Raw genomic sequence first — 23,493 nt, 5'->3', positions numbered from 1 at the left:
CGAAAACCACGGCATGCTCGATACCGTGATGAACGAGGATCCGACCGAGGTCGGGTACCGGCTCATCCGAACCGAGACGAACGGCAAGATCGACTTCTACGGCTCGACTCAGGAGCGAAAGGACGACAAGGTCCCCGACGAATCGAAATCGGCAAAATCTCAGGCAACCCACCCGGCACAGACGATTACAAACGAAACCCACTCAATGGTTCGACTCATGACGAACGTCCGCACGTGCCGCATACCGCGCTGACCGAACCGGCCAGCGCGCGGCCGCCGGCGAAACGACTGAGCCCCTACCCGGATTCCGGATGGGGGCTCAGCAGAGTCTCTACCAGCAGCGATGCAAGCGCTGCCCTATTTCTTCGCAGACGCTAATCCGCTTCGGAACTCGACTACGTCGACATCGCATCTCTGCACGTAAAACACCCTGCTAGCTGCTGGCTTCACGTTCCGGAGCCGAATAACCTCTTGCCGCACACGCCGTCGTCGATTCCGAGTAGTACCGGAAGACGCCAGCGAATACTGTTGTCCTGCGCCACAATTCGTAGATGGGGACACCATCGAAACAAACCGTCGAGATCGGCCACGCCTCCGCGCGGGACATCGAACGCAACTTCGACCGGTGGGCAACGGCCGTGGATGTATCGAACACGCCGCTGGGTCGCAGCGGCCAGTCGCTGGTGAAGGCGTGCCGCAAGAAGCGACTCGGAATCGCGATGCGGCCGGACTTCGCCGACGTCCTGGTGGACGTGAGCTCCACCTACAGCCCGGAGGCGACTATCACCACACGCAGCATCGTGCTCTCGGCCCGAGTCTGTGACCATGTCATCGGCGGCCTCGTCGCCCGACCTCAACTCAGCGTGATCGGTCGCGTCGCAGTGTTCGGAGCCGCGGTCCAGATGCAGACCCTCGTGCGGCTGATGAAGCTCGAAATCGTTGCCGTAGAACCGGAATACCAGCGCAAGGCTGTCGGCGCGACGCTGGTCCAGTTCGCGCTCGACGAGCTCCAGCGCGGCCAAGTACACCTGGTGTACGGCTCCTTCCCCGCCGACCGAAGCCACCTCGAACACTTCTACCGCGGACTCGGCTTCACCGTGCCCCGCAACGGCTACGGCATCGACGTCACGAAGGCCACCGGCGCGTCACTTGGCATCGGCCCGGAGAACAACGAACGACTCTTCGCCCAAAGCCTCGGCAGCGGCCCAAAGGTAGTCACGCTCCCCGCCGGCCACTGAGCCAACCAGGTCCACACGCTCAATCCAGCTGGCTCTAGCAGACTCAAGTGCGCGTTAATGCCGAATTAAGTGTGCGCGCCGATGCCACGCTGTCGGCTAAGGCCGTCCACGCAATGCCTTTCCACAACGGAGTTACACGGCCAGGTGCGGCTGGATCTGCGAGAAAGCAACTGCGGCAGAGCGATTCACCGATGACAATGTTGTGATGGGGAATCTGTGGATCAGCACACGGCGTGAGGCAGGCGGAGAGCGCGGGTGGGTGCGAGCAGACCAGATCGTTCGCATCCGAGCTTCGAAGGTTTCGGGCACCGGGATACCGGCGGGGACCACCGATGTCATTGCGGATCTGACGACGCCCTCGGGCCGGTGGTGGCAAGACGGAGATGGGAGTCTGGGGCCGGAACATACGTGCCTGGCCAGACTGGATTCCTCGGATAAGGCCGAGACGTTGGTGCGCGGCATTCTGGGGTCCGTATTCGCGTACTCCAACGACGCGGTTCTTCTCGAAGTGAACGACCAAGGCCACGTCACGGTCCGCGACGCCGATACCCTGCTCGACGAGCCCGATGTGCCGTTCACCGTGACTCTCGCCCACCAGGATCAGCCCACGGAACTGACCTTCGAGGCCGGGACCTTCAGACTCCTCGACAGCGGGGTGCTTCAGATCTTGCCTACGGACGAGGACATTCGATACTTCGCGCCAGGGCACTGGCTCGAAATCCGCGAGACCCGAGACTGAGATGCCCGAGGATTGGGGTAGGTCAGGCCAAGCCTGATCCGGGGTCGAGAAGGCCCGGACTGCAACGGTATGGGTAGTGCGCTGCAAGAACGGGCCCGGCCGCGGCAACACCTTCCACCCTCGCCCGCTGCGGCTGGCTCTAGCGAGCTGAAGTGCGCGCTCATGCCGATGAGCGTAAGGCTGCGATGTCGGTCGGTTTCGTTATGTTGTCCTGGAACGAGTTTCGGTCCAGGAATATAGGGATGGGGGAAACGTGGTCGACCACAATTGGGAACAGTTGCTCGAGGAGTTGCCGCAGTATCTGTATCCGTACCCTCCAGGCGAGCACGAGGGTGCACTGCTCCAGATCCGTGATGTCGAGACCGGTTATCGAGTGCTGTTCTGCGACACCGGCGGTGTCGAAGTCATGGTTGCGTTACCGGACGATCCGGAGGCGAGGCAGCGGTTGGTCGATATCCTCCGGACACATCGCACGACCAATGTCGGGACGTTGATTCTGCCTACCGGGGAGGTGATTCGCGCAGATCACCGACCGATGTGGGGGCCGTCCTCGGTCTTCGAGGATGCGGGCGACACAGCGGTGTGTCAAGTCTCGACGGCGTGGACGGTTGCCGACACGTTTCGTGAGGAGGTGGCTGCCGCTCTCGTGGAGATCTTCCGCGACGGCTGGGGCGCCTGCCCACAACGATTGCGCTACAGCGTCTCGAACTTCGCCGGACCCGAGGATGCCCTGCATTGCCTATCTCAGAAACTGACCGCAGTGGCTCCGGATCGCCCAACACACCGCAATGCTGGCCAAACCCCCACGAGCTGGGACGATTTCGCCGAACGGCTGGAATGGGCGATCAACACCTTGCCGTATGGCGGGATCCTGAGTTTGCACGCTCCCAACACCGATCCCGAATACACCATCGTCGAGTTCGCCAACCAGTTCCGCATCCACAACGTCACTCTGGTGGGACCCGCCACACCCCGCGATCGCACCCAGTTGCGGCAGCAGATGGGCGAACTCGGCTGGGAGTGGGAACCGATCGAAGGCGGGGGCGAGGAATACCCGATGTGGAATTCCGAACCTGTACGAACCTGGAGCGATTTCAGGCTGCGCGGACTCGTGCCACGCACGGTCACTACCCTGCGCGACGTGTTCGACGTGGCCGACCCACGAGACCTGACCTTCACCGCAGAAGCTCAAACCGATGACCCGACCCTGGCCTACCTCGATGCGGAGCTCGGCCTGACACGCCGGCCCCGATGATCGCGTGCTCACCGATCGACAGCGACAGAGCTGATGATCGCCAGCGGGCGCCGTTCCGCACTCGCGGCACGAGGGTCTTCGGATCGAGCGGTGAAGGCGGTGCGTGACGCTGCGGGGACAGAGGCGAGACCAAGGATTCACTGAGCGATGGGCGCGCTCGCCTACCGTGCGAAAGTCCTCGGCCTCGACGGATTCTGAACCGAGTACTGGCCGTTCAGAACGCACTACATTGCCGCATGGCGCGCGGTTCGTAACGGCCACGCTGCGGTGCCTGCGACCATGGAAACGACTGAGCCCCATCCAGATTCCGGATGGGGCTCAGCTAGCTCGGGCCTCTCACCAGCCCATTTGCTATTACTTGTTCTTGGACGGTGAGGCTACTCCGCTTCGGAATTCGACGACGTCGCCGTCGGCCATAACGTAGTCCTTGCCTTCCATCCGGACCTTGCCGGCGGACTTGGCGGCGGCCATGGAGCCGGCCTCGACGAGGTCGGTGAAGGCGACGATCTCGGCCTTGATGAAGCCGCGTTCGAAGTCGGTGTGGATGACACCGGCGGCCTTGGGGGCGGTGTCGCCCTGGTGGATGGTCCAGGCGCGGGCTTCCTTGGGACCGGCGGTGAGGTAGGTCTGCAGGCCCAGGGTGTGGAAGCCGGCGCGGGCCAGGGCGTGCAGGCCCGGCTCGGTCTGGCCGATGGACTCCAGCAGTTCGAGGGCGGATTCCTCGTCCAGCTCGAGCAGTTCAGCCTCGACCTTGGCGTCCAGGAAGACCGCGTCGGCGGGAGCGACGGCGGCCTTCAGCTCGGCCTTCTTGTCCTCGTCGGTGAGGATCGACTCGTCGGCGTTGAAGACGTAGAGGAACGGCTTGATGGTGAGCAGCGAGAGTTCCTTCAGCAGGTCGGTGTCCAGCTGGTCGCGCGCGGCGAACAGGGTCTTGCCACTGTTGAGGATCTCCTGCGCCTGCTTGGCGGTGTCGGCGACCGGCTTGCGGTCCTTCTTGACCTTGGCTTCCTTGTCGAGGCGGACCACGGCCTTCTCGAGGGTCTGCAGGTCGGCCAGGATGAGCTCGGTCTCGATCACCTCGATGTCGGACAGCGGGTCCACCTTGCCGTCGACGTGGATCACGTCGTCGTCGGCGAAGACGCGCACCACCTGGCAGATGGCATCGGCCTCACGGATATTGGCGAGGAACTTGTTGCCCAGGCCCGCGCCCTCGGAGGCGCCCTTCACGATGCCCGCGATGTCGACGAACGACACCACCGCGGGGACGAGGCGCTCGGAGCCGAAGATGCCGGCCAGCGTGTTCAACCTCGGGTCCGGCAGCGGCACCACACCGACATTCGGCTCGATGGTGGCGAACGGGTAGTTCGCGGCCAGCACGTCATTGCGCGTCAGAGCGTTGAACAGCGTCGACTTTCCGACGTTGGGCAGGCCGACGATTCCGAGGGTGAGACTCACGAGAGTGGGAGTCTACCCGGACCGGCGGCTCGCTCCGTCACCGCAGGTCCGGGGGCCGGTCCGTCAGGCCCGCGGGTTGCGGCCGAGGTAGGCCAGCAGTTCGTCGGCCACCGGGGTGCCGGTAGCGGGCAGCTCGGTGACGACCGGCGCGAAGACGCCGTAGTCGCGCAGCGGCTCGACGAGGCCGCGGGCGGCGGTGAGCAGGTGCCCGGCCAGCTCGTCGGTGAGCGGCGAGGGCTGCCCGGTGCCGATGGCGATGTCCCAGGCGTGCACCGCGGCGTCGAGCGCACACATGACCGCGGCCACCGGGGTGGGGAGCTCGCCGTGCGGCAGCGGGGTGGGCACGGTCTCGGTGCCGTCGGTGACGCTGGCCCAGGCGGTGGCGGTGGGTTCGATTGCGGCGGAGACCAATTCGACCGCGCGGCCGTCGATGCGGCCCGAGGGCTCGAACGGGTTGCAGGCCGGGCCGTCGCCGATGCCGAGGAACTTGGCGTAGGCCAGCTGATCACCGGCCGCGTGCTGGACCACCTGCGCCACAGTCCATTCCGAGCACGGGGTGGGGTTGTCCCACTGGTCCGCACCCACACCGGCCACGACCTCGGCGAGCGCGCGGTGCGATGCCGATAGGACCTCGCGCCAGGCCGGGGCGAGGACGGTGGCGGGCGAGTTGTCGGTCTTCGGGTCGGCGCTCATTGTTCTTGCCTCTCAGGTCGTTTCGATCAGTTGCGATAAAGAAGCGCCGAATCTCCGCTTCCGGCAGGCATTCACGGTCCACTCACCGACATCTGCCCGACAACGACATTCTGGCAAGGTTGGCGGCGAACGGGCATCAATTGGCATCTGATCGGTAGCCGGCCACATCGTGACCTGGTGACACTGTCTTGCACGCGGATTGGTCTTCAGTCGCGCAGAGCGCCCGACCGAACCGCATGCCATCGAGGCAGCGTGCCTCGTTGTCGCGGCTCGAGAGAGAAGGAGAAACGCGTGGCGACGTTCGTGCTCGTGCCCGGCGGTTGGCACGGCTCCTGGTCGTTCGAGGCGGTAGTTCCGCTGTTGGAGCGGGCCGGTCATACCGTTCACGCCCTGACCCTGACCGGTCTGCGGCCGGAGGACGACAACGTGACGGTCGCGACCGCCAACCTCGGCACGCACGCCGACGACGTATTGCAGCTTCTCGATCGGGCCCACATCACCGGCGCGACGCTGGTCGGTCACAGCTACGGCGGGATGGTGATCGCCGCTGCCGCCGACCGCGCCCGCGGCCGGGTCTCGCGACTGGTGCATCTCGACGCGTACGTCCCGCGCGACGGCGAATCATGCTGGTCTGCAACGACCGAGCGTTACCGGCAGGCGTTCGCTGTCGGCGCTGCGAGCACCGGCTATGCCGTCCGGCCGCCGGAGGGCGGCGATCCCCGCCGCCGTCCCCATCCCCTCGCCTCGTTCCTGCAGACGATCCGGCTCACGGGCACGCTCGCCCATGTCCCCCGTCGGGAGTTCATCTACTGCTCGGGGTGGGAGGACAGGACGCCGTTCGCCGAACTCCGCACTCGACTCCAAGCCGATCCTGGTTGGCAGGTCCACGACCTCCCAACCGGCCACGACGCTATGCACGAGGCCCCGGAGGCCGTCGCTGCACTACTGCTCAGCGAATCAATCGCGGATGCGTCGACGCTCAGCCGACAGGGTGGGCCATATCTGGACGAGCGCATGGAACTCGGCACGAACAGCCACTGCCGACGGCCCATGGGATGCCAACATGACTTCTGTTCCACGGGCAGGCTGCGGTGTCCGAGCAATGCCACTTCGCGCACCACGGGCGTCCAGAAGAAACTGTTGCTCGTCAAGCCGCGGAGGCACCCGGTCGTGCGGCGTACACGCTGTGGTCGAACCACTCGGTGGCATTATCCAGGGCACCCGCGGCGACCGACCTCCGCAGCGGAAGGCCGGCTCTGTCCGGTCGCGTCGCATCTCGCACGAAACAGACCGATAGCCACGCACACCATCCGCAAACTGCGGAGGCCGTTAACGAGCCTTCCTCACCCGATCCCACCAGCACGAACACCGCGATCGGGATCGTCGTCACAAATGCGGCAAATTCGTCTCAGCTGCCCGATTGATGAAGCCGGATACCCACCAAACTCATATCGTCCGTCTAGGGTGTAGGCGCGGCGATGCCGCGCAGTCAGTGATGCATGAACAGCCGGTATGTTCCGTGGCTTTTCCACCGAATCCGAAAGGCGCTGCATGGCTAGGGACTTGACGCAATTCGAGTTACTGACGGAATTGGAGCCGGTTGTCGCGACCAATATCGACCGGCATCTGTCCACGGCGAAAGACTGGTGTCCACACGACTATGTGCCCTGGAGCGAGGGGCGCAACTTCGCGGCCATGGGTGGCGACGATTGGGAGCCCGAGCAGTCACGGCTCTCCCAGGTCGCCAAGGTCGCGATGATCACGAATCTGCTGACCGAGGACAATCTGCCCTCCTACCACCGGGTGATCGCCGAGAACTTCTCCCAGGACGGCGCCTGGGGCACCTGGGTCGGCCGCTGGACCGCCGAGGAGAATCGCCACGCGATCGCCATGCGGGACTACCTGGTGTGCACCCGCGCTGTCGACCCCGTCGCCCTGGAGAACGACCGGATGGTGCACCTGACCCGCGGCGTTCACGCGCCGGAGGGCTTCAGCGGCGTCCTCGATCAGGTCGCGTACGTGACCTTTCAGGAGTTGGCCACCCGGGTCAGTCATCGCAGCACCGGACGGGTCTGCGACGACCCGATCGCCGAACGGATGCTGCAACGCATTGCGGCCGACGAGAACCTGCACATGATGTTCTATCGCAACATCACCGGTGCCGCCTTCGACGTCGCTCCCGACCAGGCGATGGAGTCGGTGACCAAGATCGCGAAGACCTTCTCGATGCCGGGCACCGGCATGCCGAACTGGCGTCGCAACGGCGTCTTGATGGTCAAGCATGGAATCTACGATCTGCGCCAGCATCTGGACGAGGTCCTGCTGCCGGTCCTGCGCATCTGGAACATCTTCAAGCGCACCGATTTCACCGCGCGCGGCGAACGCAGTCGCGAAGAACTCGACGTGTACCTCGAGAAACTCGGTCGCGACGTCATCCGGTTCGAAGAGCAACGCGAACGCATCCTCAGCCGCGAAGCGGCACGGGTCGGCTGACCGGTAGGTCGAGCATGTACCGAGCGCATGCTCGACCGTCAACCGGCCTGCGTATCAGCGACCACCCAGGCCGGAGAGAGCTATGCCGCGGATAAAGGCGCGCTGAGCGAGCGCATAGAGCAGCAGCAGTGGCAGCAGAATGACCGTGGCCGCGGCCATGAGCAGCGGCCAGTTGGTCGAGTACTGCCCCTGGAGCCGGACGAGACCCAGGGTGGCGGTCGCGTAGTCGTTGCGTTGAATCATGATCAGGGGCCAGAGGAAGTCGTTCCAGACGGTGATCCAGGTGAGCACCGCCAGGACCATGACCGCCGGTTTGGTGTGGGGCAACAGGACTCGCCAATAGGTCTGCCACGGAGTACAGCCGTCGAGAATGGCCGCTTCCTCCAATTCGATGGGGAGGGTGCGGAAGAACTGGCGCATCAGGTACGTGCCGAACGCGCTCCCGAAGAGACCGGGAACGATCATCGACCAGGGGGTGTCGATCCAGCCGAAGGCCCGCATGAGCAGGAACTGCGGGATGACGGTGACGGTGAGCGGGACCATCAGGGTGGCCAGGTAGCCCACGAACAGAACCTCGCGGCCGCGGAAACGCAGGCGGGCGAAGGCGTATCCGGCCAGAGAGCAGAAGAAGACCTGGCCGGCGGTCACGCAGCCGGCGTAGACGACGGTGTTGAAGAGCATGCGGCCGAGCGGTATGGCGTCGAAAGCCTCACGGTAGTTGGACCATTGGGGGTGCGACGGCAGCGGTGCCGAGTCGGTCAGCTCACCGTCGGACTTCAGGGAGGCCGAGACGGACCACAGGATCGGGGTCAGCGCGCACCACGCCACCACGATCAGCGCCAGGTAGGTCAGCACCCCGGCGACCAAGCGCCGCGCCACTCCGCCGCGACTCACAACTCCACCTCGGATCGGCGGGCCAGCCACTGCTGGATCAGGGTGAAGGCCAGCAGGATTGCGAAGATCACCCAGGCGAGGGCCGACGCGTAGCCGACCTCGTAGAAGCGGAAGGCGTTCTGGAACAGCATGATCCCCAGGACGTAGGTGCCGGTCTCGGGGCCGCCATTGCTGCCGGTGAGGGCATAGGCCTGGTCGAAGGCCTGGACCGAGTTGATGACGGTGATGACAAGGACGAAGGAGAGCGCGCCGCGGATCAGCGGGATGGTGATCGAGCGGAAACGGCGCCAGGCATTCGCGCCGTCGATTTTCGCTGCCTCGTACAGATTTTCGGGGACGCCCTGCATGGCCGCGAGCAGGATGACGGTGGCGAAGGGCACCGATTTCCACACCGTCACCAGGCTCAGCGAGATCATGGCCCACTGCGGATCGGTCAGCCAGGGCACCGGGCCGAGGCCGATCCAGCCCAGGAGGATATTGGCGAGCCCGTCATCGCTGGCGAAGATGAAGCGGAACACCACCGCCATGGCGACGGTCGATGCCACCAGCGGCAGGAACGCCACGGTCCGGAACACCCCGACACCGCGTAGTTTTCGATTCAGCAGCCCCGCGATCGCGAGGCTGACCGCCACCGTCGGCACCAGGGTCAGGATCGTGAACACGGCCGTATTCCGCAGGGCGATATAGAAAAGCGGGTCCTCGGAGAACAGCCGCCGATAGTTCGCCACACCCACGAAACGCGGCGGGCTGAACAGATCCCAGGAGTGGAAGCTCAGATACAGCGAAAATCCCAGCGGGAACAGCAGGAACACCAGGATGGCGGCCAGATTCGGTGCCACGAAAAGCCTTCCGGCGCGCGCCCGCCGCCGCTGCAACACCCGCCCACCCCTCATACCGCCGCCCGCAGTAGCTGATCGATATCGGCGCTGGTCTGCCCGCCCAGCGAATCCGCTGTCGCCGCACCCCGCAGCACTCGATTGCAGCCGCGCTCGAGCAGCGCTTCCACCTTGCCCCACACGGGCGTCACGGCCAGCGGACGCGAATTCTCCGGCCCCTCGGTGAAGACCTCGAGATTGCGCAGCGTCGGATGGGCCGCGGCGAAGCCCGGTGACTGCATGGCCGATCGCAGGACCGGTACGAACAGACCCGACTCCGCGATGATGGCCTGTCCCTCGGGCCCGGTCGCGAACTTCACGAATTCCCAGGCCTGTTCGCGCCGCGGACTGCTCGCCGCGATGGCCAGTCCGGTGCTTCCGATATCGGTGATCGCGCCCGGGCCCCCGTCCGGCCCGACCGGCAGCACCGTGACATCGAAGTCGAGGTCGTCGTGCCCGGTGAACTCCGAGTACAACCAGTGGCCGCCCATGAGCATGGCGGCCCGCCCGCTGCGGAACAGATCCTGCGCCGAAATCGACTGCCGGTCACCGACACTGGGCGCGACCCGGTACCGCACGGCCAGGTCGGCATAGAACTGGAACCCGGCCGCGAACCGCGGATCCCCGAGATTGACGCTGGTGGGCCGAACCGGCGGACTGAACCATTCGGCGCCGTTGTTCATGCCGAAGCAGGCCGCCGAGAAATAGGGCACCCAGGCGTCCACGAATCCCCACTGCCCGGTGCGCCCGTCGGAGTCGCGGTGGGTGAGCGCCCGCGCGGCCGCCAGGAACTCCGCGAAGGTCCAGGCCTCGGACCAGTGGGTGGGCGGGCGAATCCCGGCCTCGGCGAACAGCTTCCGGTTGTAATAGAGGAACACCCCCGACCACTGCTCCGGCAGCGCGTACTGCCCGCCGTCCCAGACGAAGGTGTCGCGCAGTGTCGCGAACCCGTCCGCCCGCAGCCGGGCGGCGTAATCCGGCTCCCGGTCCAGGAATTCGCGCAGATCCACCAGCACACCCCGATCGGCGAGCCCGGCGTAGAGCAGCTCCCATGCCATCAGCACGTCCGGACATTTGCCGCCCGCGCAGTAAGTGAGCATATGCTGCAGGGGATCGGGCCCGGACATGATGGTGCGGATCCTGATATCCGGTCGCCGCCGGTGGAATTCGTCGATGATGCGCAGCCGCGCCCGGGCTTCCTCGGGCCGCGCCTGGAAGAAGAAGGTGACCGCGTCGTCGCCCCCGCCCGCGCAGCCGCCTGCGGCCAGCAGCGCCGCCAGCGCGGCCGAGCGCAGCAGGCTACGCCGATCCATTCCGCCGGGCCGGGCCGCCCATTCGCTCGCCAAAGATATATCTCCGTGAACTAAACGAACTAAAGGACCACAGTGACGCAGATCTCGAACCAGCATGGCAGCATACGGGGAGCAACCTGCGACACGCGGCAAACACGCGAAATCGCGGGAATCCGGCCGGCCCGCACCACCCCCGCGGGTCGGCCGCAGCGTCCGCCGGGCCACCCGTACCCGGCGATACGACAGCAGGTGAACAGCCGGTCGAAGCCGGTTCACCCGCATGTCGGTTGGGCTACGTTGTGACCATTCAAGTTAGAAGCCGCAGTACCGCAGGGAGAGTTGTCGCATGGCGACCATCGAATACCTCCGGACGGATCCCGACCTGCCTCCGGTAGGTGTCGTGGACCGGACGCCCATGACGCCCGCGAAGAAGGGCATCTTCCTCGTCATCGCCGTGATCGGCGCAATCGCCTGGGCCATCCTCGCTTTCATGCGCGGCGAGAACGTGAACGCGGTGTGGATCGTCATCGCCGCCCTCTGCACTTACATACTCGCGTACCAGTTCTACGCCCGGCTCATCGAATACCGGATCACCAAGCCGCGCGATGACGTCGCCACTCCCGCCGAGGAGATGGAGAACGGCAAGGACTACATGCCGATGGACCGCCGGGTCCTGTTCGGCCACCACTTCGCCGCCATTGCCGGCGCCGGCCCGCTGGTCGGCCCGGTGCTGGCCGCGCAGATGGGCTACCTGCCCGGCACCATCTGGATCATCGTCGGCGTGGTGCTGGCCGGTGCGGTGCAGGACTACCTGGTGCTGTGGGCCTCGGTGAAGCGCCGCGGCCGGTCGCTGGGCCAGATGGCGCGCGACGAGCTCGGCGTGGTCGGCGGCGTCGCGGCCATCATCGCGGTGCTGGTGATCATGATGATCCTGCTCGCGGTGCTGGGCATCGTTGTGGTGAATGCCCTTGCCGCGACCAAGAATCCGGCCACCGGCGCACTCGAGGGCGGCAGCCCGTGGGGTGTGTTCTCCATTTCGATGACCATCCCGATCGCCCTGTTCATGGGCCTGTACCTGCGCTTCTTCCGGCCCGGCAAGGTCGGCGAGGTGTCGCTGTTCGGCTTCGTGCTGCTGCTGGCGGCGATTCTGCTCGGCAACCCGGTGTCCCAATCCGGTTGGGGCCGCGACCTGTTCACGCTGTCGGGCACCACCATCGCCTGGATGCTGATCATCTACGGCTTCATCGCCTCGGTGCTGCCGGTGTGGCTGCTGCTGGCTCCGCGCGACTACCTGTCCACCTTTATGAAGATCGGCACCATCGGTCTGCTGGCCATCGGCGTGCTGGTCACCATGCCGGTACTGCAGGCCCCCGCGGTCTCCCAGTTCGCGTCCAACAGCAACGGTCCGTCCTTCGCGGGCAGCCTGTTCCCGTTCCTGTTCATCACCATCGCCTGTGGCGCGCTGTCCGGCTTCCACTCGCTGGTGTCCTCGGGCACCACACCGAAGCTGCTGGAGAAGCAGTCGCAGGCGCGCATGATCGGCTACGGCGGCATGCTGATGGAGTCGTTCGTGGCGGTCATGGCGATCATCGCGGCGTCGATCCTGGATCAGCACCTGTACTTCGCCATCAACAGCCCCGGCCTCACCTCGGCGCAGGCCGCGGCCGACAGCGTGAACAAGCTCGGTGTGGGCGGCAGCCCGATCGACGCGAAGTACCTGAACGACATGGCGCAGGGCGTCGGTGAGTCCCGGGTCTTCTCGCGCACCGGTGGCGCGCCCACCCTCGCCATCGGCATGACCGAGGTGATGCACAAGTTCATCGGCGGTACCTCGCTCAAGGCGTTCTGGTACCACTTCGCCATCATGTTCGAGGCACTGTTCATCCTCACCACCATCGACGCCGGCACCCGTGTCGCGCGGTTCATGCTCTCGGATTCACTGGGCAACCTGGGCGGGGTGGCCAAGAAGTTCCGGGATCCGTCGTGGTGGCCGGGCGTGTTCGTCTGCTCCGGCGTGGTCGTGGCGGCGTGGGGTTCGGTGCTGCTGATGGGTGTCACCGACCCGCTGGGCGGCATCAACACCCTGTACCCGCTGTTCGGCATCTCCAACCAGCTGCTGGCCGCGATCGCGCTGACGGTGGTGCTGGTGATCGTGGTCAAGAAGGGTCTCGTGAAATGGGCCTGGATTCCGGCGCTTCCGCTGGTCTGGGACCTCATCGTCACCATGACGGCCTCGTTCCAGAAGATCTTCTCCGGTGACCCGAAGATCGGCTACTGGACGCTGCACTACAACACCGTCGACAAGCAGAACGCCTACATCGCCGCACGCGATTCGGGGCAGCTGCCGAAGGGCGTCAAGGACGTCGCCGCGCTGAATCAGCAGATCCACGATATGGACAAGATCATCCGCAATACCTTCATCCAGGGCACGCTCTCCATCGTGTTCGCGGTGATGGTGCTGATCGTGGCGCTGGTCGGCGTCTGGGTCTGCCTGCGAGCCATCCGCGAGGGCGGCGGTGAGACCACCGAATCGCCGGAGGTGCCGTCGACGATCTTCGGCCCCAGCGGTTTCCTCGCCACCAACGCGGAGAAGGAGGTCCAGCAGGAATGGGACACCCTGATCGCCGAGGGCAAGATCCGCGCGCCGGGCGCGGCGACGGTGAGCAGTCATTAGCGCGCCGATGAGTACCCCCGAAGCCCCGCCCGCCGCAGGTCCGCTGCGGCGGGCGGGGCTCGCCCTCGTCCGGTCCGTGAAAGCCGTTGCCTGGTGGTTCAACTCGATCCTCGGCGGCAACGACTACGCCCGTTACGTCGATCACCTGCGGCTGCACCACCCGGGATGCGAGATTCCCAGCGAGCGCCAGTATTGGCGCGATCGCCATGCGGCCGCCGCCAAGAACCCGGCAAATCGCTGCTGTTGACACGAGTGGCGGTTTTCCGCCAACATCCATGTCCGATACCCGCTAGCAGAGGTCGGCCGGGACTGACATGGTGGTATGCGTGAGTGCGAACGACTTGGATTTCGAGCGTTGCTACCGCGCCGTGGCAACCCGGGACGCCCGGTTCGACGGGCAGTTCGTGACCGCGGTGCGCACCACCGGAATCTATTGCCGCCCTTCCTGTCCGGCCATCACCCCCAAGCGCACCAACGTCACCTTCCTGCCCACCGCGGCCGCCGCACAGCAGCACGGCTTCCGAGCCTGCCGCCGGTGCCTGCCCGACGCCGCGCCCGGCTCACCACTGTGGAACACCCGCGCGGACCTGGCCTCACGCGCCATGCGCCTGATCGGCGACGGGGTCATCGAACGCGGCGGCGTGCCCGCCCTCGCCGATGCCCTCGGCTACTCCCAGCGCCAGCTCACCCGGGTACTCACCAGCGAGCTCGGCGCCGGCCCACTGGCACTGGCACGCGCCCACCGCGCGCACACCGCCCGGCTGCTGATCCAGACCACCCGGCTGCCCATGTCGGACATCGCGTTCGCGGCCGGATTCGCCAGCATCCGGCAGTTCAACGACACCGTGCGCGAGGTGTTCGCGGTCAGCCCGACCACGCTGCGCGAGGAATCCCGGCGCCGCAACGGCGACACCCTCCCGGCCACCAACGGGCTGCTCACGCTGCGACTCCCCTATCGCGAACCGCTGGACAAGTCGTGGCTGGAATGGTTCCTGTCCGCCCACACCGTCCCGGGGCTGGAGCTGTGGGAGAACGGCGTCTACAGCCGCAGCCTGCGAACACCGCACGGCCACACCACCATTCGGCTGTCCATCCAGCCCGGTCACGTGCGGGCGTCGCTGTCGCTGCAGGACATGCGCGACCTCGCGCCGACCGTGGCCCGCATCCGGCACCTTCTGGATCTCGACGCCGATCCCATCGGGATCGACGAGGCCATGGCCACCGGAATAGCGGGAAGCCCACCGCGCCCGGGCTTTCCAGGCGCCGTACTACCCGCAGGCATCCGGGTCCCCGGCTGCCTGGACGGCCCGGAGCTTTTGCTGCGCACCATGATCGGGCAGCAGATCTCGGTGGCCGCGGCCAACACCCACACTGCGCGACTGGTACAGGGCCTGGGCGAGACCATCGCCGGGCCGATCCCCCATCTGTTCCCCACCGCCGAGGCCATCGCCGAACGCGGCTCGGAGGTACTGACCGGGCCGAGCCGGCGCATCGAGGCCATCGTCGGCGCGGCCAAGGCGCTGGCCACCGGCGACCTGGTGCTGCACTCCGGCCGCACCGCCGGTGAACTGCGCCGCGACCTGCTGGCCCTGGACGGGGTCGGCCCCTGGACCGCGGACTACGTCACGATGCGCCTGCTCGCCGATCCGGACGTGCTCCTACACTCCGACCTGATCGTGCGCCGCGGCGCGGGACTGCTCGGCATCGACCTTGCCGATACCGCCCGCTGGTCGCCGTGGCGTTCCTACCTCACCATGCACCTGTGGAAACACGCCCTCGCCCACCCGGCCGAAGCCAACCGGAGGACCCCGCAGTGAGCTCCGAAACCCATACCGTCACAGCCGATTACGCCACCGTCGCGACACCCGCCGGTCCATTCACCGCCATCGTGGACGCCGACGGCGTGGTCCTCGCCTCCGGCTGGACCGCCGATCCGGAGGAACTTCGGGCGCTCATCCACCCCGGCATCCGGCCCGCCGCGCTGCGCGGACGCGACACCCTCGGCGCGGTCACCCGAGCCGTCACCGACTACCACGCCGGTGACCTCACGACCATCGACGGCATCGCCGTCCGCCAGGTCTCCGGGCCGTTCCTCACCCACGCCTGGGAGATCCTGCGCAAGGTGCCGGCCGGAGCCCCTGTCACCTACACCGCCTTCGCGGCCGCCTCCGGGCGGCCCGCCGCCACCCGGGCGGCGGCCAATGCCTGCGCCCGCAATGCCGCCGCGCTCTTCGTGCCCTGCCACCGGGTGCTCCGCACCGACGGCAGCCTCGGCGGCTTCCGCTACGGCCTGCCGATCAAGCGCTGGCTTCTCGACCACGAGTCGGCCTGAGGGCTCTCGCCCACGGGGTCCACACCCGAGCGTGCCCGGGCCGCGTCGGTGCCCGGGCGTACTGTGGCGCCCATGTGCCGCAATATCCACACCCTGCACAACTTCGAGCCGCCGGCCACCCCGGACGAGGTATACGCGGCCGCCCTGCAGTACGTCCGCAAGATCAGCGGAAGCACCAAACCCTCCCACACCAACCAGGACGCCTTCGACCTGGCGGTGGAGGAGATCGCCGCGGTCACGGCCCGCCTGCTGGAAAACCTGACCACCACCGCCCCGCCGAAGAACCGCGAAGTCGAGGCGGCCAAGGCCCGCGCCCGCGCCGAAGTGCGTTTCGCGGGCCGATAACCGAATCGGCCGGAACAGCGTGCGGATGCGCTGTTCAGTTCAGCCGGCTGTCCAGGGCCTCAGTTTCTCCGGGTTCCGGATCACCCAGATGCGAGTGATCCGGCCGTCTGCGATATCGAACGCGTAGACCGAGACGATGGTGCCATCGAGCTGCGCGACCAGGCCGGGCTGGCCGTTCACCGTCCGCTCCAGCAGCGTTACCGCGGGGCCGTGGGTGGCGATTTCCATCCAGGCGTGGGCGACCTGCTCGCCGCCGTTGATCGGGTCGTGGAAGGACAGTGCTAGGCCGCCCCCGTCGGCCGTGGCGATCGCCCGCGGGTCGAGCAAGCCGATCAGGGCCTCGATATCCTTCGTCTCCCAAGCCCGTTTGAAATCCCGGACCACCTCGGTACACACAGCGCTCGACGGGCTCCGCGAGGTATCGATGCGGCGGCGGGCGCTGGAGGCGAGCTGACGGCAGGCTGCGGGGGTGCGCCCGACGATGTCGGCGACCTCGGCGAAGGAATAGCGGAAGACGTCGTGCAGGATGAACGACACCCGTTCGGCCGGTGTCATGGAATCCAGCACGACGAGGAAGGCCATGCTGATCGACTCGTCGAGGGTGACGCGGTCGGCGGGGTCGACGGAGGCGAGACCAACGAACCATTCGGATCGGTCGGGGACCGGCTCCGGAATCCATTCGCCCACATAGCGTTCCCGCCTGGCGCGTGCCGAGCCGAGCAGATCGAGGCAGATCCGGCTGGCGACCGTCGTCAACCACGCGCCGGGCACCGCCACCTCCCGCCGCTGCCGCTCGGACAGCGCGTACCAGCGGGCATAGGTCTCCTGCACCACGTCCTCGGCCTCGGACAGGGAACCGAGCAGCCGGTAGGCGAGATTGATCAGCTGACGGCGTTCATCGATCACCCCGGGCAGGTGCGGGTCGGTCATGTTCGGCTCCTTCTGTCTGTGCGTACCCCACCGAAATCGACGAATCAGCGACCCGATTTGTGAGGCGGCCTGACATTCCGGACGGCTGTGTCGTCGGTAGATCCGAGACGGTTTCAGCAAGGCAGGAGTTCCGGAAATGATCAGAATCGGCATCATCCTCGGCAGTACCCGACCCAACCGCAAGGGTCCGCAGGTCGCCCGGTGGGTTCTGGACTCGGCATCGCAACGCGGCGACGCCGAGTTCGAACTGATCGACCTGCGCGACCACCCGCTCCCGCATCTCGACGAGCCCGTGCCGCCGATGTTCGGCCCGTCGATGCACGCACACACCCGCGACTGGGCCGAACGGATCGCCCAATTCGACGGCTTCGTGATCGTGACCCCGGAGTACAACAGCGGCGCCCCCGGGGTGCTGAAGAACGCCCTCGACCACCTCTTCGCGGAATGGACCGACAAGGCAGTCGGATTCGTCTCCTACGGCGCGGGCGGCGGCGCCCGCGCCGTGGTGCAGCTACGGGTGGTCTGCAGCACGCTGGGCATGGCCGATGTCGGCTATCAGGTCGCGATCTCGATGCTCACCGATTTCGAGGACCACACCACCTTCACACCCCGAGACCATCATGCCGCCGCCCTGACCAAGACGCTGGATCAGCTCATCGCCTGGAGTGGTGCGCTCGCCCCGCTGCGAGCCGCCGCCGAAACCACTCTCGTCAATTCCTGAGGAGTCGATCATGACCACACCCAACGACTTTCAGTCACGCGCCGACCGCATCGAAGTGGATGAAGTCGAGATTCGCCGGAACATCGACAAGGTGGGCGAAGGACTGCGGGCCAAGAACCTCGACGCTCTGAAACAGCTGTACACGCCCGACGCCGTGTCCTTCGATGTCGAGCCGCCGCTCCAGCATGTCGGGATTGCGGCGAAACTCGAGAACTGGGCGAAAGTCTTCCTGTTCTTCGAGAGTGTGACCTATGAGGTTCGCGACCTGACGTTCACCATAGGCCACGATGTGGCATTCGGGCATGGCTTCGCTCGCCTCAGCGGAACGCTGAAAAACGGGGCCACAACCAGCGGAATGTGGGTCCGGGTCACGTACGGCATGCGGAAGATCGACGACACCTGGTTGATCGCGCACGATCAGGTATCGGTGCCGTTCGACATCTCGAGCGGCAAAGGAGTGGTCGACCTCGAGCCCTGACGGGTCGGGGGTGCCGGGCGTCGTCGCTGGGCGGGCTTTCGCCCTCCCGAAAGCTCATGCGCCGACCGAGGTTTCGAGGCGGGAGCCGGTGCGGCCGCGAATGACGTGCAGGCGGCTGGGGATGCGCTGGCGCATTTCGTCCACATGGCTCACCACCCCGACCACCCGGCCGCCGGACCGGAGCTCGTCCAGGACGCCCATCACGGCGTCGAGGGTGTCGGCGTCGAGGCTGCCGAAGCCCTCGTCGATGAAGAGGGTGTCCATGACCAGGCCGCCGGATTCGGCCGAGACGACATCGGCCAGGCCGAGGGCCAGGGCCAGAGAGGCCATGAAGGTCTCGCCGCCGGAGAGGGTTTTGGCCGGACGGATCGCGCCGGTGTAATCGTCGCGTATATCGAGGCCCAGGCCGCCGCGGCGGCCACGCGGGCCCGCGGCATCGGTGTGGACGAATTCGTAACGGCCGCCGGACATCCGGCGGAGCCGCACCGAACCGGCCAGCGCCACCTCTTCCAGGCGGGCGGCCAGCACGTACGAGCGCAGGGACATGCGGCGGTTGTTCTCGCCGCGGCCGGACACCACCTCGGCCAGGCGGGCCAGCTCGTCGTGGGAACGCTGGAGCGGAGCGATGCGATCGACGGCCGCCCACAGCTGTGCGCACAGGCCCTCCAGCTGGCCCAGTCGCCGGTCCGCTTCGGCATTCGCGGCGACGGCCCGGTTCAGCTCCGATTCCGCCTGCGCCACTGCGGTTTCCATCTCGCCGGGATCACCGGGTTCGACCTCCCCGACGGACTGGATCTCAGGTTCTGCGAGCACGGCCTCGGCGTGCGCGCGAGCCCGGTCGGCGGCCACCAGTTCGTCCTCGATGGCCGTCTGTTGCGCGGCGGTCCGGGAGGCGGCGTCGACCGCGCGGGCGTACTCGCCCAGCACGCCGTAGTCCGGCCCGGACTCCCCCATCACCGGCGGCGCGGAATCCACCAGACCCGCGTCGTAGGAGAGCTTTTCGACCCGGACGGCGGCCGCCGCGACCTGCTCGCGGGCGGTGGCCACCTCGACGCGCGCGGACCGCACCGCGGCGGCCTCCTCGACCAGCGCCGCCAGGCGGGCCCGGCGGCGGTCGACGGTGCCGTCGGCGCCGGCGGCCGCGCGCAGCCGCTCGGTGAGTTCGGCCAGCCGCCGGTCGGTGGCGACGATCCGCTCCGTTCTTGCACTGGACCGGCTTTCGCATTCCCGCGCCTCGTCCAGCAGACGAGTCTGATCCGCGCGCAGCGTGCTCAATTCGGCGGCCAGCCCGTCCACGAGCCCCGCGATGTCCTTTGCCCCGGTGTACCGCCTGGTCGAATCGTCCAGTGCGGCGGCCAGTTCCGCCTTGTCCACATCACCGCCCCGCTCGACCAGCACCTCGACCGCCCGCTCCAGCTCGGCGACCAGCTGCCCGGCCCGCTCCCGCTCGGCCTCGGCCTTCCGCTCCGCGGCCAGCGCCGCGTCCTCGTCGGCCTTGGACACCACGTGCTCGGCGGGCCGCGCCGGATCCGGATGCGCGAGAGACCCGCACACCGCGCACGGCTCGCCGGCGGCCAGGCCCTCCGCCAGCTCCGCCGCCATCCCGGCCATGCGCTGCTCCCGCAGTGCCTGCGTACGCTGCCACGCCTCGGCGTGCCCGGTCCGCGCGCGCTCGAAAGCGGTTCCCGCCCCGACCAATTCACGGCGTCGCCGCTCCAGCTCCACCGCGGCGGCGGCCGAGGTACGCAACCGCTGGCACTCGGCCTCCAGTCCGGGCAGCGCGGCCGCCGCATCCGCGGCACCCCGCAACCGGACCTCCACCGCCGCAACGGCTTCCGGCAGTTCCCGCAACCGCTGAGCCAGCTTGCCGGCCCGGGCATCCAGATCGGCCTGCTCGGTCCGCAACCCGGCCAGCTCGCGCGTCAGCCGGGTCGCCGAATCCGCATCCGCCCGAACCTCATCGAGCGCTCCCACCTGTGCGCTCCACCGCTGTACGGCCGCCTCGAGGCCCGAGGCACGGCCCTCGAGCATCGCCGGTCCGGTGTCCGCACCCGGCCGGCGTTCCAGGGCCGAGTCGGCATCCGCTGCGATACCGCCCGCGCCACGGGCTCGCCCCGGATCACCGTCGGCCCAACGGTCGCCGGAGCCGACGAGCGACTCGACGCCGTTGCCGGTGTGTATCCGGTCATCAGGGCCGGAGTCCCCGGCGTCGAACGAGCCGGTGACGGTGAGATCTCCAGCGTGACCCGGGTCGGCGGCGATGTCATCGAGGTCGGCGGCAAGGTCCGTGCCGGTGAGTTCCACGGCCGCGAGATCGTCTGCGGCCCAGGTTGTTCCGGAGAGTTCCGCGCTGGCCGGTTCGAGGAGGCGATCGGCGAGTTGTTCGGCGGCGCGGGTGGCGTCGTCGGTGCGGCGGCGCAGGGTGACGGCGGCGGCGCGGGCCTCGGCCAGGGCGGTGGCGACGGGTTCGGCGCGGCGGGCCCGGTCGAGTTCGGACTGGCGCGCGGCGCGGTGGTCGGCGGTGGCGGCGAAGTCGGCCAGCTGGGTGCGGGCCGCGGTACGGCGGCGGAAGAGCTCGTGGCGGCGGCGCCGCGCCTCGGCGGCAGCGCGGACACCGGCCGAATCCTGCTGGCGCTGCCGCAGATCGGCGGCCGTCTCGGTCATCAGGGTGCGGGCGGCGACCAGCAGGGACTGCGACCAGCCGACCGACTCGAGGAGCCCGGCCGTCTCGGTAGCGGGCAGACCCGCAGCCGTGCCGACCTGGGCGATCAGACGGTCGATGCTGTGCTTGCGGGCATCCAGATCGGCGGAGCTCGCGCGGCGCTTGTCGACCAGCCACTGCTCGGCCGTGCCGAAACGCTCGGTGTCGAAGAGCTTTTCGAGCAGCTTCTCGCGATCCTCGTTGTCGGCGCGCAGGAATCGCGCGAAGTCACCCTGCGGCAGCAGCACGACCTGGAAGAACTGGTCGGCGCTCATGCCCAGCAGGCGCAGCACCTCGTCGCCGATATCGGGAATGCGGGACAGATTCTGGCCCCGCCCGTCCAGCCACTCCAGCGTGGCGGCCGCGTTCTCCTTCACCCAGCCCGACTTGGCACGCTTGCTCCGGCGCTGGAATTCCGCCGACCGGTTCAGACGCAGCCGCCGGCCACCGACCGTGGCCTCCAGCAGCACCCGGGGCGGCGTCTGCTCGTCGGCGTGGTCCGAATGCAGCCGCTTGATATCGCCACGCGCTCCCGGCACGCTCCCGTACAGCGCGAATGCGATGGCGTCCAGCACCGTGGTCTTCCCCGCCCCGGTCTGCCCGTGCAGCAGGAACAACCCGTCCGCACCGAGCTCGTCGAAGTCCACCACGGCCGTCTCGGCGAACGGCCCGAACGCGGTCAGCTCCAACCGATGCAGCCGCACGTGGCACCCCCTTCCCGCAACGCCGCTCCCCATCCAACTACCCGGCACCCACCGCCCACCACGGGACACGCCGAAACACTCAGCGCCCCAACGCTCATGCGGTCATTCCGCCGGCCACTTCGCCCGATTCGCCCGACTCCAGCCCGAAGTCACCCAGATCGAACAACCCGAGCGCCGCATCGGCCTCCGCCGCATCCACCCCGCGCACCGACCCATCGAACCCGGCCGCACTCACCACCCGCGCCGCAACCTCGGCCCCGCCGCCTCCGACCGAATCGGCACCGTCCGAGCCCACCGATCCACGTCCGGCGTCCGCACCCGGCGCATCGGCATCATCGAGCACGGCGAACAACGCGCCCGCCCCGGCCCCGACGGCTGCGGCCGGAGCGGAAAGCCGTAGGGGGGCATCGGTTTCGCGCGTGGCGGCGGCGAGAGCGCGTTCGAGCCAGGTCATTTCGCCGGGGGTGGGGGTGCCGCGGACGTCGGCGAGAAAGCTCTGGGCTATCTCGGTGTCGCGGCGGCCGTGCACGCGTTCGCGGTAGCGGAGTTCCGGGTTGCCCTCGGAGCGTTGCCATTCCACATGGACGGCGTGCGGGAAACGCTCGCGGAGGCGGCGCAGCGCGTCCACCGGGCGCGCCTCGTCGGTGAGGGTGGCCGAGACATAGTGTGATTCGGCTTCGGCGTGCTCCGGCGCTTCCAGCAGGGATTCCAGGGGCCCGGTAAGTTGCGAGAGGCCGCGCACCACCGGGAGTTCGTGGCGTTGCACGGCGGACAGGCCGGCGGCATCGATATCCACGATCCAGACCGCCTTGCGGTGCGAGCGCTCGCCGAACGAATACGGCAGCGGCGAACCCGAATACCGGACGGACTCCGACAGCGTCTGCGGCGAGTGCAGGTGACCGAGCGCCACATAGTCGATCCCGGCAAAGGCCGACAGCGGCACCGTCTCCACGCCCCCGACCGAAATGGACCGCTCCGACCCGGTGGCCTCGCCGCCCACCACGAAGGCATGCGCCAGCACCACCGACCGCGCCCCCGCCCGCCCGGCGAGATCGGCGCGCACCAGGCTCATGGCCGCGTCCAGGATCTCGGCGTGCGAGCGCGCCTGCGGCACGCCCAATTCCGCCCGGGTGATCTCCGGCTCCAGGTAGGGAATGCCGTAAAAGGCAATGTCGCCGAATTCGTCGGACAGCACGATCGGCCGCGCCACATCCGCGATCCGGCAGCGCAAATGCAATCCGCCCGCCGCCGCGAAACTGCCGAGCGCACCTAGCCGAGTCGGCGAGTCGTGATTACCGGAGGTGGCGACAATGGTTGCCCCCGCCGCCCGAATCGCCTCGAATCCCCGATTGCACACCGCAATCGCATCCGCACTGGGAATGGAACGGTCGTACACATCCCCGGGCAGCACGACCACATCCACTCCCGCGGCCGCCACCAATTCCGCGACGGCCCGCAGTGAGCACTCCTGATCGGCCAGCAGATCGACGCCATGAAAGGTGCGCCCGATATGCCAGTCGGAGGTGTGCAGGATCCGCATGCCGCAAGACGCTAGGCGATTGCCCCGACAGATTGCGCCGCACCCTGGCGAGTCGTAACGAACACGCCGTTGCATAGCTGTACACGGCACGGGCCAGCTCTGCACACACAGCGGCCCACAGCCCTACACACACG

20 protein-coding genes and 1 pseudogene are annotated in these 23,493 nt (G+C 67.5%); 13 read left to right on the top strand and 8 right to left on the bottom strand.

Annotated features, from left to right (window positions below; all coding sequences use genetic code 11):
• The first annotated feature begins 13 nt into the window (after positions 1-13).
• The 4 genes from ACIRRA_RS34015 (at position 14) to ACIRRA_RS34000 (ending at position 3,232) form a co-directional block, all read left to right on the top strand.
• Positions 14-253: a hypothetical protein gene (locus ACIRRA_RS34015; protein ID WP_402776757.1), complete on the top strand. Its 240-nt coding sequence runs from the start codon at positions 14-16 to the stop codon at positions 251-253.
• A gap of 298 nt (positions 254-551) precedes the next feature.
• Positions 552-1,238 (top strand): GNAT family N-acetyltransferase, encoded by a 687-nt coding sequence (locus tag ACIRRA_RS34010; RefSeq protein WP_402776755.1) that lies wholly within the window; start codon positions 552-554, stop codon positions 1,236-1,238.
• 508 nt (positions 1,239-1,746) lie between these two features.
• Complete coding sequence (locus ACIRRA_RS34005; protein WP_402776753.1) at positions 1,747-1,977, top strand: hypothetical protein; 231 nt, start codon at positions 1,747-1,749, stop codon at positions 1,975-1,977.
• A 277-nt stretch (positions 1,978-2,254) separates the two neighbouring features.
• A complete protein-coding gene (locus ACIRRA_RS34000) occupies positions 2,255-3,232 on the top strand; it encodes a TY-Chap domain-containing protein (protein ID WP_402776751.1) in 978 nt (325 codons plus the stop codon).
• Positions 3,233-3,586: 354 nt separating this feature from the next.
• On the opposite strand, the gene ychF is transcribed toward ACIRRA_RS34000, so the two are convergent.
• Positions 3,587-4,687 (bottom strand): redox-regulated ATPase YchF, encoded by a 1,101-nt coding sequence (ychF, locus tag ACIRRA_RS33995; protein ID WP_402776749.1) that lies wholly within the window; start codon positions 4,685-4,687, stop codon positions 3,587-3,589.
• A gap of 63 nt (positions 4,688-4,750) precedes the next feature.
• Positions 4,751-5,380, bottom strand: a complete 630-nt coding sequence (locus ACIRRA_RS33990) for a TIGR03086 family metal-binding protein (protein WP_402776748.1) — start codon at positions 5,378-5,380, stop codon at positions 4,751-4,753.
• 291 nt (positions 5,381-5,671) lie between these two features.
• Here ACIRRA_RS33990 and ACIRRA_RS33985 point away from each other — a divergent pair, with 291 nt between their 5' ends.
• Together ACIRRA_RS33985 and ACIRRA_RS33980 are read left to right on the top strand one after the other, a co-directional pair.
• Positions 5,672-6,850 (top strand): alpha/beta fold hydrolase, encoded by a 1,179-nt coding sequence (locus ACIRRA_RS33985; protein ID WP_402776746.1) that lies wholly within the window; start codon positions 5,672-5,674, stop codon positions 6,848-6,850.
• 81 nt (positions 6,851-6,931) lie between these two features.
• On the top strand, positions 6,932-7,873 hold the full coding sequence (locus ACIRRA_RS33980; RefSeq protein ID WP_402776787.1) for an acyl-ACP desaturase: 942 nt from the start codon (positions 6,932-6,934) through the stop codon (positions 7,871-7,873).
• Positions 7,874-7,927: 54 nt separating this feature from the next.
• Here the strand turns inward: ACIRRA_RS33980 and ACIRRA_RS33975 are convergent, their stop codons facing one another.
• From ACIRRA_RS33975 to ACIRRA_RS33965, 3 genes are read right to left on the bottom strand one after another with little or no spacing between them, the layout of a single operon-like run.
• Positions 7,928-8,767, bottom strand: a complete 840-nt coding sequence (locus tag ACIRRA_RS33975; RefSeq protein ID WP_356995751.1) for a carbohydrate ABC transporter permease — start codon at positions 8,765-8,767, stop codon at positions 7,928-7,930.
• Positions 8,764-9,660, bottom strand: coding sequence for a carbohydrate ABC transporter permease (locus tag ACIRRA_RS33970; RefSeq protein ID WP_402776744.1), 897 nt, complete (start codon positions 9,658-9,660; stop codon positions 8,764-8,766). The genes ACIRRA_RS33975 and ACIRRA_RS33970 overlap by 4 nt, the downstream gene beginning before the upstream one ends.
• Complete coding sequence (locus ACIRRA_RS33965) at positions 9,657-10,955, bottom strand: ABC transporter substrate-binding protein (protein WP_402776785.1); 1,299 nt, start codon at positions 10,953-10,955, stop codon at positions 9,657-9,659. The genes ACIRRA_RS33970 and ACIRRA_RS33965 overlap by 4 nt, the downstream gene beginning before the upstream one ends.
• Positions 10,956-11,280: 325 nt before the next feature.
• On the opposite strand from ACIRRA_RS33965, the gene ACIRRA_RS33960 reads away from it, so the two are divergent.
• From ACIRRA_RS33960 to ACIRRA_RS33940, 5 genes are all read left to right on the top strand, one after another.
• The gene (locus ACIRRA_RS33960) at positions 11,281-13,608 is read left to right on the top strand and encodes a carbon starvation CstA family protein (protein ID WP_402776742.1); all 2,328 of its coding nucleotides are present in this window, start codon (positions 11,281-11,283) and stop codon (positions 13,606-13,608) included.
• A gap of 7 nt (positions 13,609-13,615) precedes the next feature.
• Entirely contained in the window at positions 13,616-13,855 is a 240-nt protein-coding gene (locus ACIRRA_RS33955; protein ID WP_402776740.1) for a YbdD/YjiX family protein, read from the top strand.
• Between the two features lie 67 nt (positions 13,856-13,922).
• Entirely contained in the window at positions 13,923-15,425 is a 1,503-nt protein-coding gene (locus tag ACIRRA_RS33950; RefSeq protein WP_402776738.1) for an Ada metal-binding domain-containing protein, read from the top strand.
• Entirely contained in the window at positions 15,422-15,940 is a 519-nt protein-coding gene (locus ACIRRA_RS33945) for a methylated-DNA--[protein]-cysteine S-methyltransferase (protein ID WP_402776736.1), read from the top strand. Before ACIRRA_RS33950 ends, ACIRRA_RS33945 begins: the two co-directional genes overlap by 4 nt.
• Before the next feature lie 72 nt (positions 15,941-16,012).
• Positions 16,013-16,285, top strand: a complete 273-nt coding sequence (locus ACIRRA_RS33940; RefSeq protein ID WP_402776735.1) for a DUF2277 domain-containing protein — start codon at positions 16,013-16,015, stop codon at positions 16,283-16,285.
• Between the two features lie 39 nt (positions 16,286-16,324).
• Here ACIRRA_RS33940 and sigJ read toward each other — a convergent pair whose 3' ends face one another.
• On the bottom strand, positions 16,325-17,215 hold the full coding sequence (sigJ, locus tag ACIRRA_RS33935) for an RNA polymerase sigma factor SigJ (protein WP_402776734.1): 891 nt from the start codon (positions 17,213-17,215) through the stop codon (positions 16,325-16,327).
• 136 nt (positions 17,216-17,351) lie between these two features.
• Here sigJ and ACIRRA_RS33930 point away from each other — a divergent pair, with 136 nt between their 5' ends.
• Together ACIRRA_RS33930 and ACIRRA_RS33925 are read left to right on the top strand one after the other, a co-directional pair.
• Positions 17,352-17,936: an NADPH-dependent FMN reductase gene (locus ACIRRA_RS33930; protein WP_402776732.1), complete on the top strand. Its 585-nt coding sequence runs from the start codon at positions 17,352-17,354 to the stop codon at positions 17,934-17,936.
• Positions 17,884-18,414, top strand: a complete 531-nt coding sequence (locus ACIRRA_RS33925; RefSeq protein ID WP_402776730.1) for a YybH family protein — start codon at positions 17,884-17,886, stop codon at positions 18,412-18,414. Before ACIRRA_RS33930 ends, ACIRRA_RS33925 begins: the two co-directional genes overlap by 53 nt.
• 54 nt (positions 18,415-18,468) lie before the next feature.
• Here ACIRRA_RS33925 and ACIRRA_RS33920 read toward each other — a convergent pair whose 3' ends face one another.
• Together ACIRRA_RS33920 and ACIRRA_RS33915 are read right to left on the bottom strand one after the other, a co-directional pair.
• Positions 18,469-21,819: an AAA family ATPase gene (locus ACIRRA_RS33920; RefSeq protein WP_402776728.1), complete on the bottom strand. Its 3,351-nt coding sequence runs from the start codon at positions 21,817-21,819 to the stop codon at positions 18,469-18,471.
• Between the two features lie 403 nt (positions 21,820-22,222).
• A pseudogene (locus ACIRRA_RS33915) lies at positions 22,223-23,359 on the bottom strand (exonuclease SbcCD subunit D); the annotation flags it as partial.
• Between the last annotated feature and the right edge of the window lie 134 nt (positions 23,360-23,493).

Origin of the sequence: Nocardia sp. NPDC101769 (genome assembly GCF_044766925.1) — a bacterium.
Classification (GTDB): domain Bacteria; phylum Actinomycetota; class Actinomycetes; order Mycobacteriales; family Mycobacteriaceae; genus Nocardia.
This window is presented reverse-complemented; position numbering and strand designations above follow the sequence as displayed.

Coding starts and splice junctions, on each gene's coding strand:
- ACIRRA_RS34015 (WP_402776757.1), top strand. CDS start 14: ATGCTCGATACCGTGATGAACGAGGATCCGACCGAGGTCGGGTACCGG.
- ACIRRA_RS34010 (WP_402776755.1), top strand. CDS start 552: ATGGGGACACCATCGAAACAAACCGTCGAGATCGGCCACGCCTCCGCG.
- ACIRRA_RS33990 (WP_402776748.1), bottom strand. CDS start 5,380: ATGAGCGCCGACCCGAAGACCGACAACTCGCCCGCCACCGTCCTCGCC.
- ACIRRA_RS33980 (WP_402776787.1), top strand. CDS start 6,932: ATGGCTAGGGACTTGACGCAATTCGAGTTACTGACGGAATTGGAGCCG.
- ACIRRA_RS33970 (WP_402776744.1), bottom strand. CDS start 9,660: ATGAGGGGTGGGCGGGTGTTGCAGCGGCGGCGGGCGCGCGCCGGAAGG.
- ACIRRA_RS33965 (WP_402776785.1), bottom strand. CDS start 10,955: ATGGATCGGCGTAGCCTGCTGCGCTCGGCCGCGCTGGCGGCGCTGCTG.
- ACIRRA_RS33960 (WP_402776742.1), top strand. CDS start 11,281: ATGGCGACCATCGAATACCTCCGGACGGATCCCGACCTGCCTCCGGTA.
- ACIRRA_RS33955 (WP_402776740.1), top strand. CDS start 13,616: ATGAGTACCCCCGAAGCCCCGCCCGCCGCAGGTCCGCTGCGGCGGGCG.
- ACIRRA_RS33950 (WP_402776738.1), top strand. CDS start 13,923: ATGGTGGTATGCGTGAGTGCGAACGACTTGGATTTCGAGCGTTGCTAC.
- ACIRRA_RS33940 (WP_402776735.1), top strand. CDS start 16,013: ATGTGCCGCAATATCCACACCCTGCACAACTTCGAGCCGCCGGCCACC.
- sigJ (WP_402776734.1), bottom strand. CDS start 17,215: ATGACCGACCCGCACCTGCCCGGGGTGATCGATGAACGCCGTCAGCTG.
- ACIRRA_RS33930 (WP_402776732.1), top strand. CDS start 17,352: ATGATCAGAATCGGCATCATCCTCGGCAGTACCCGACCCAACCGCAAG.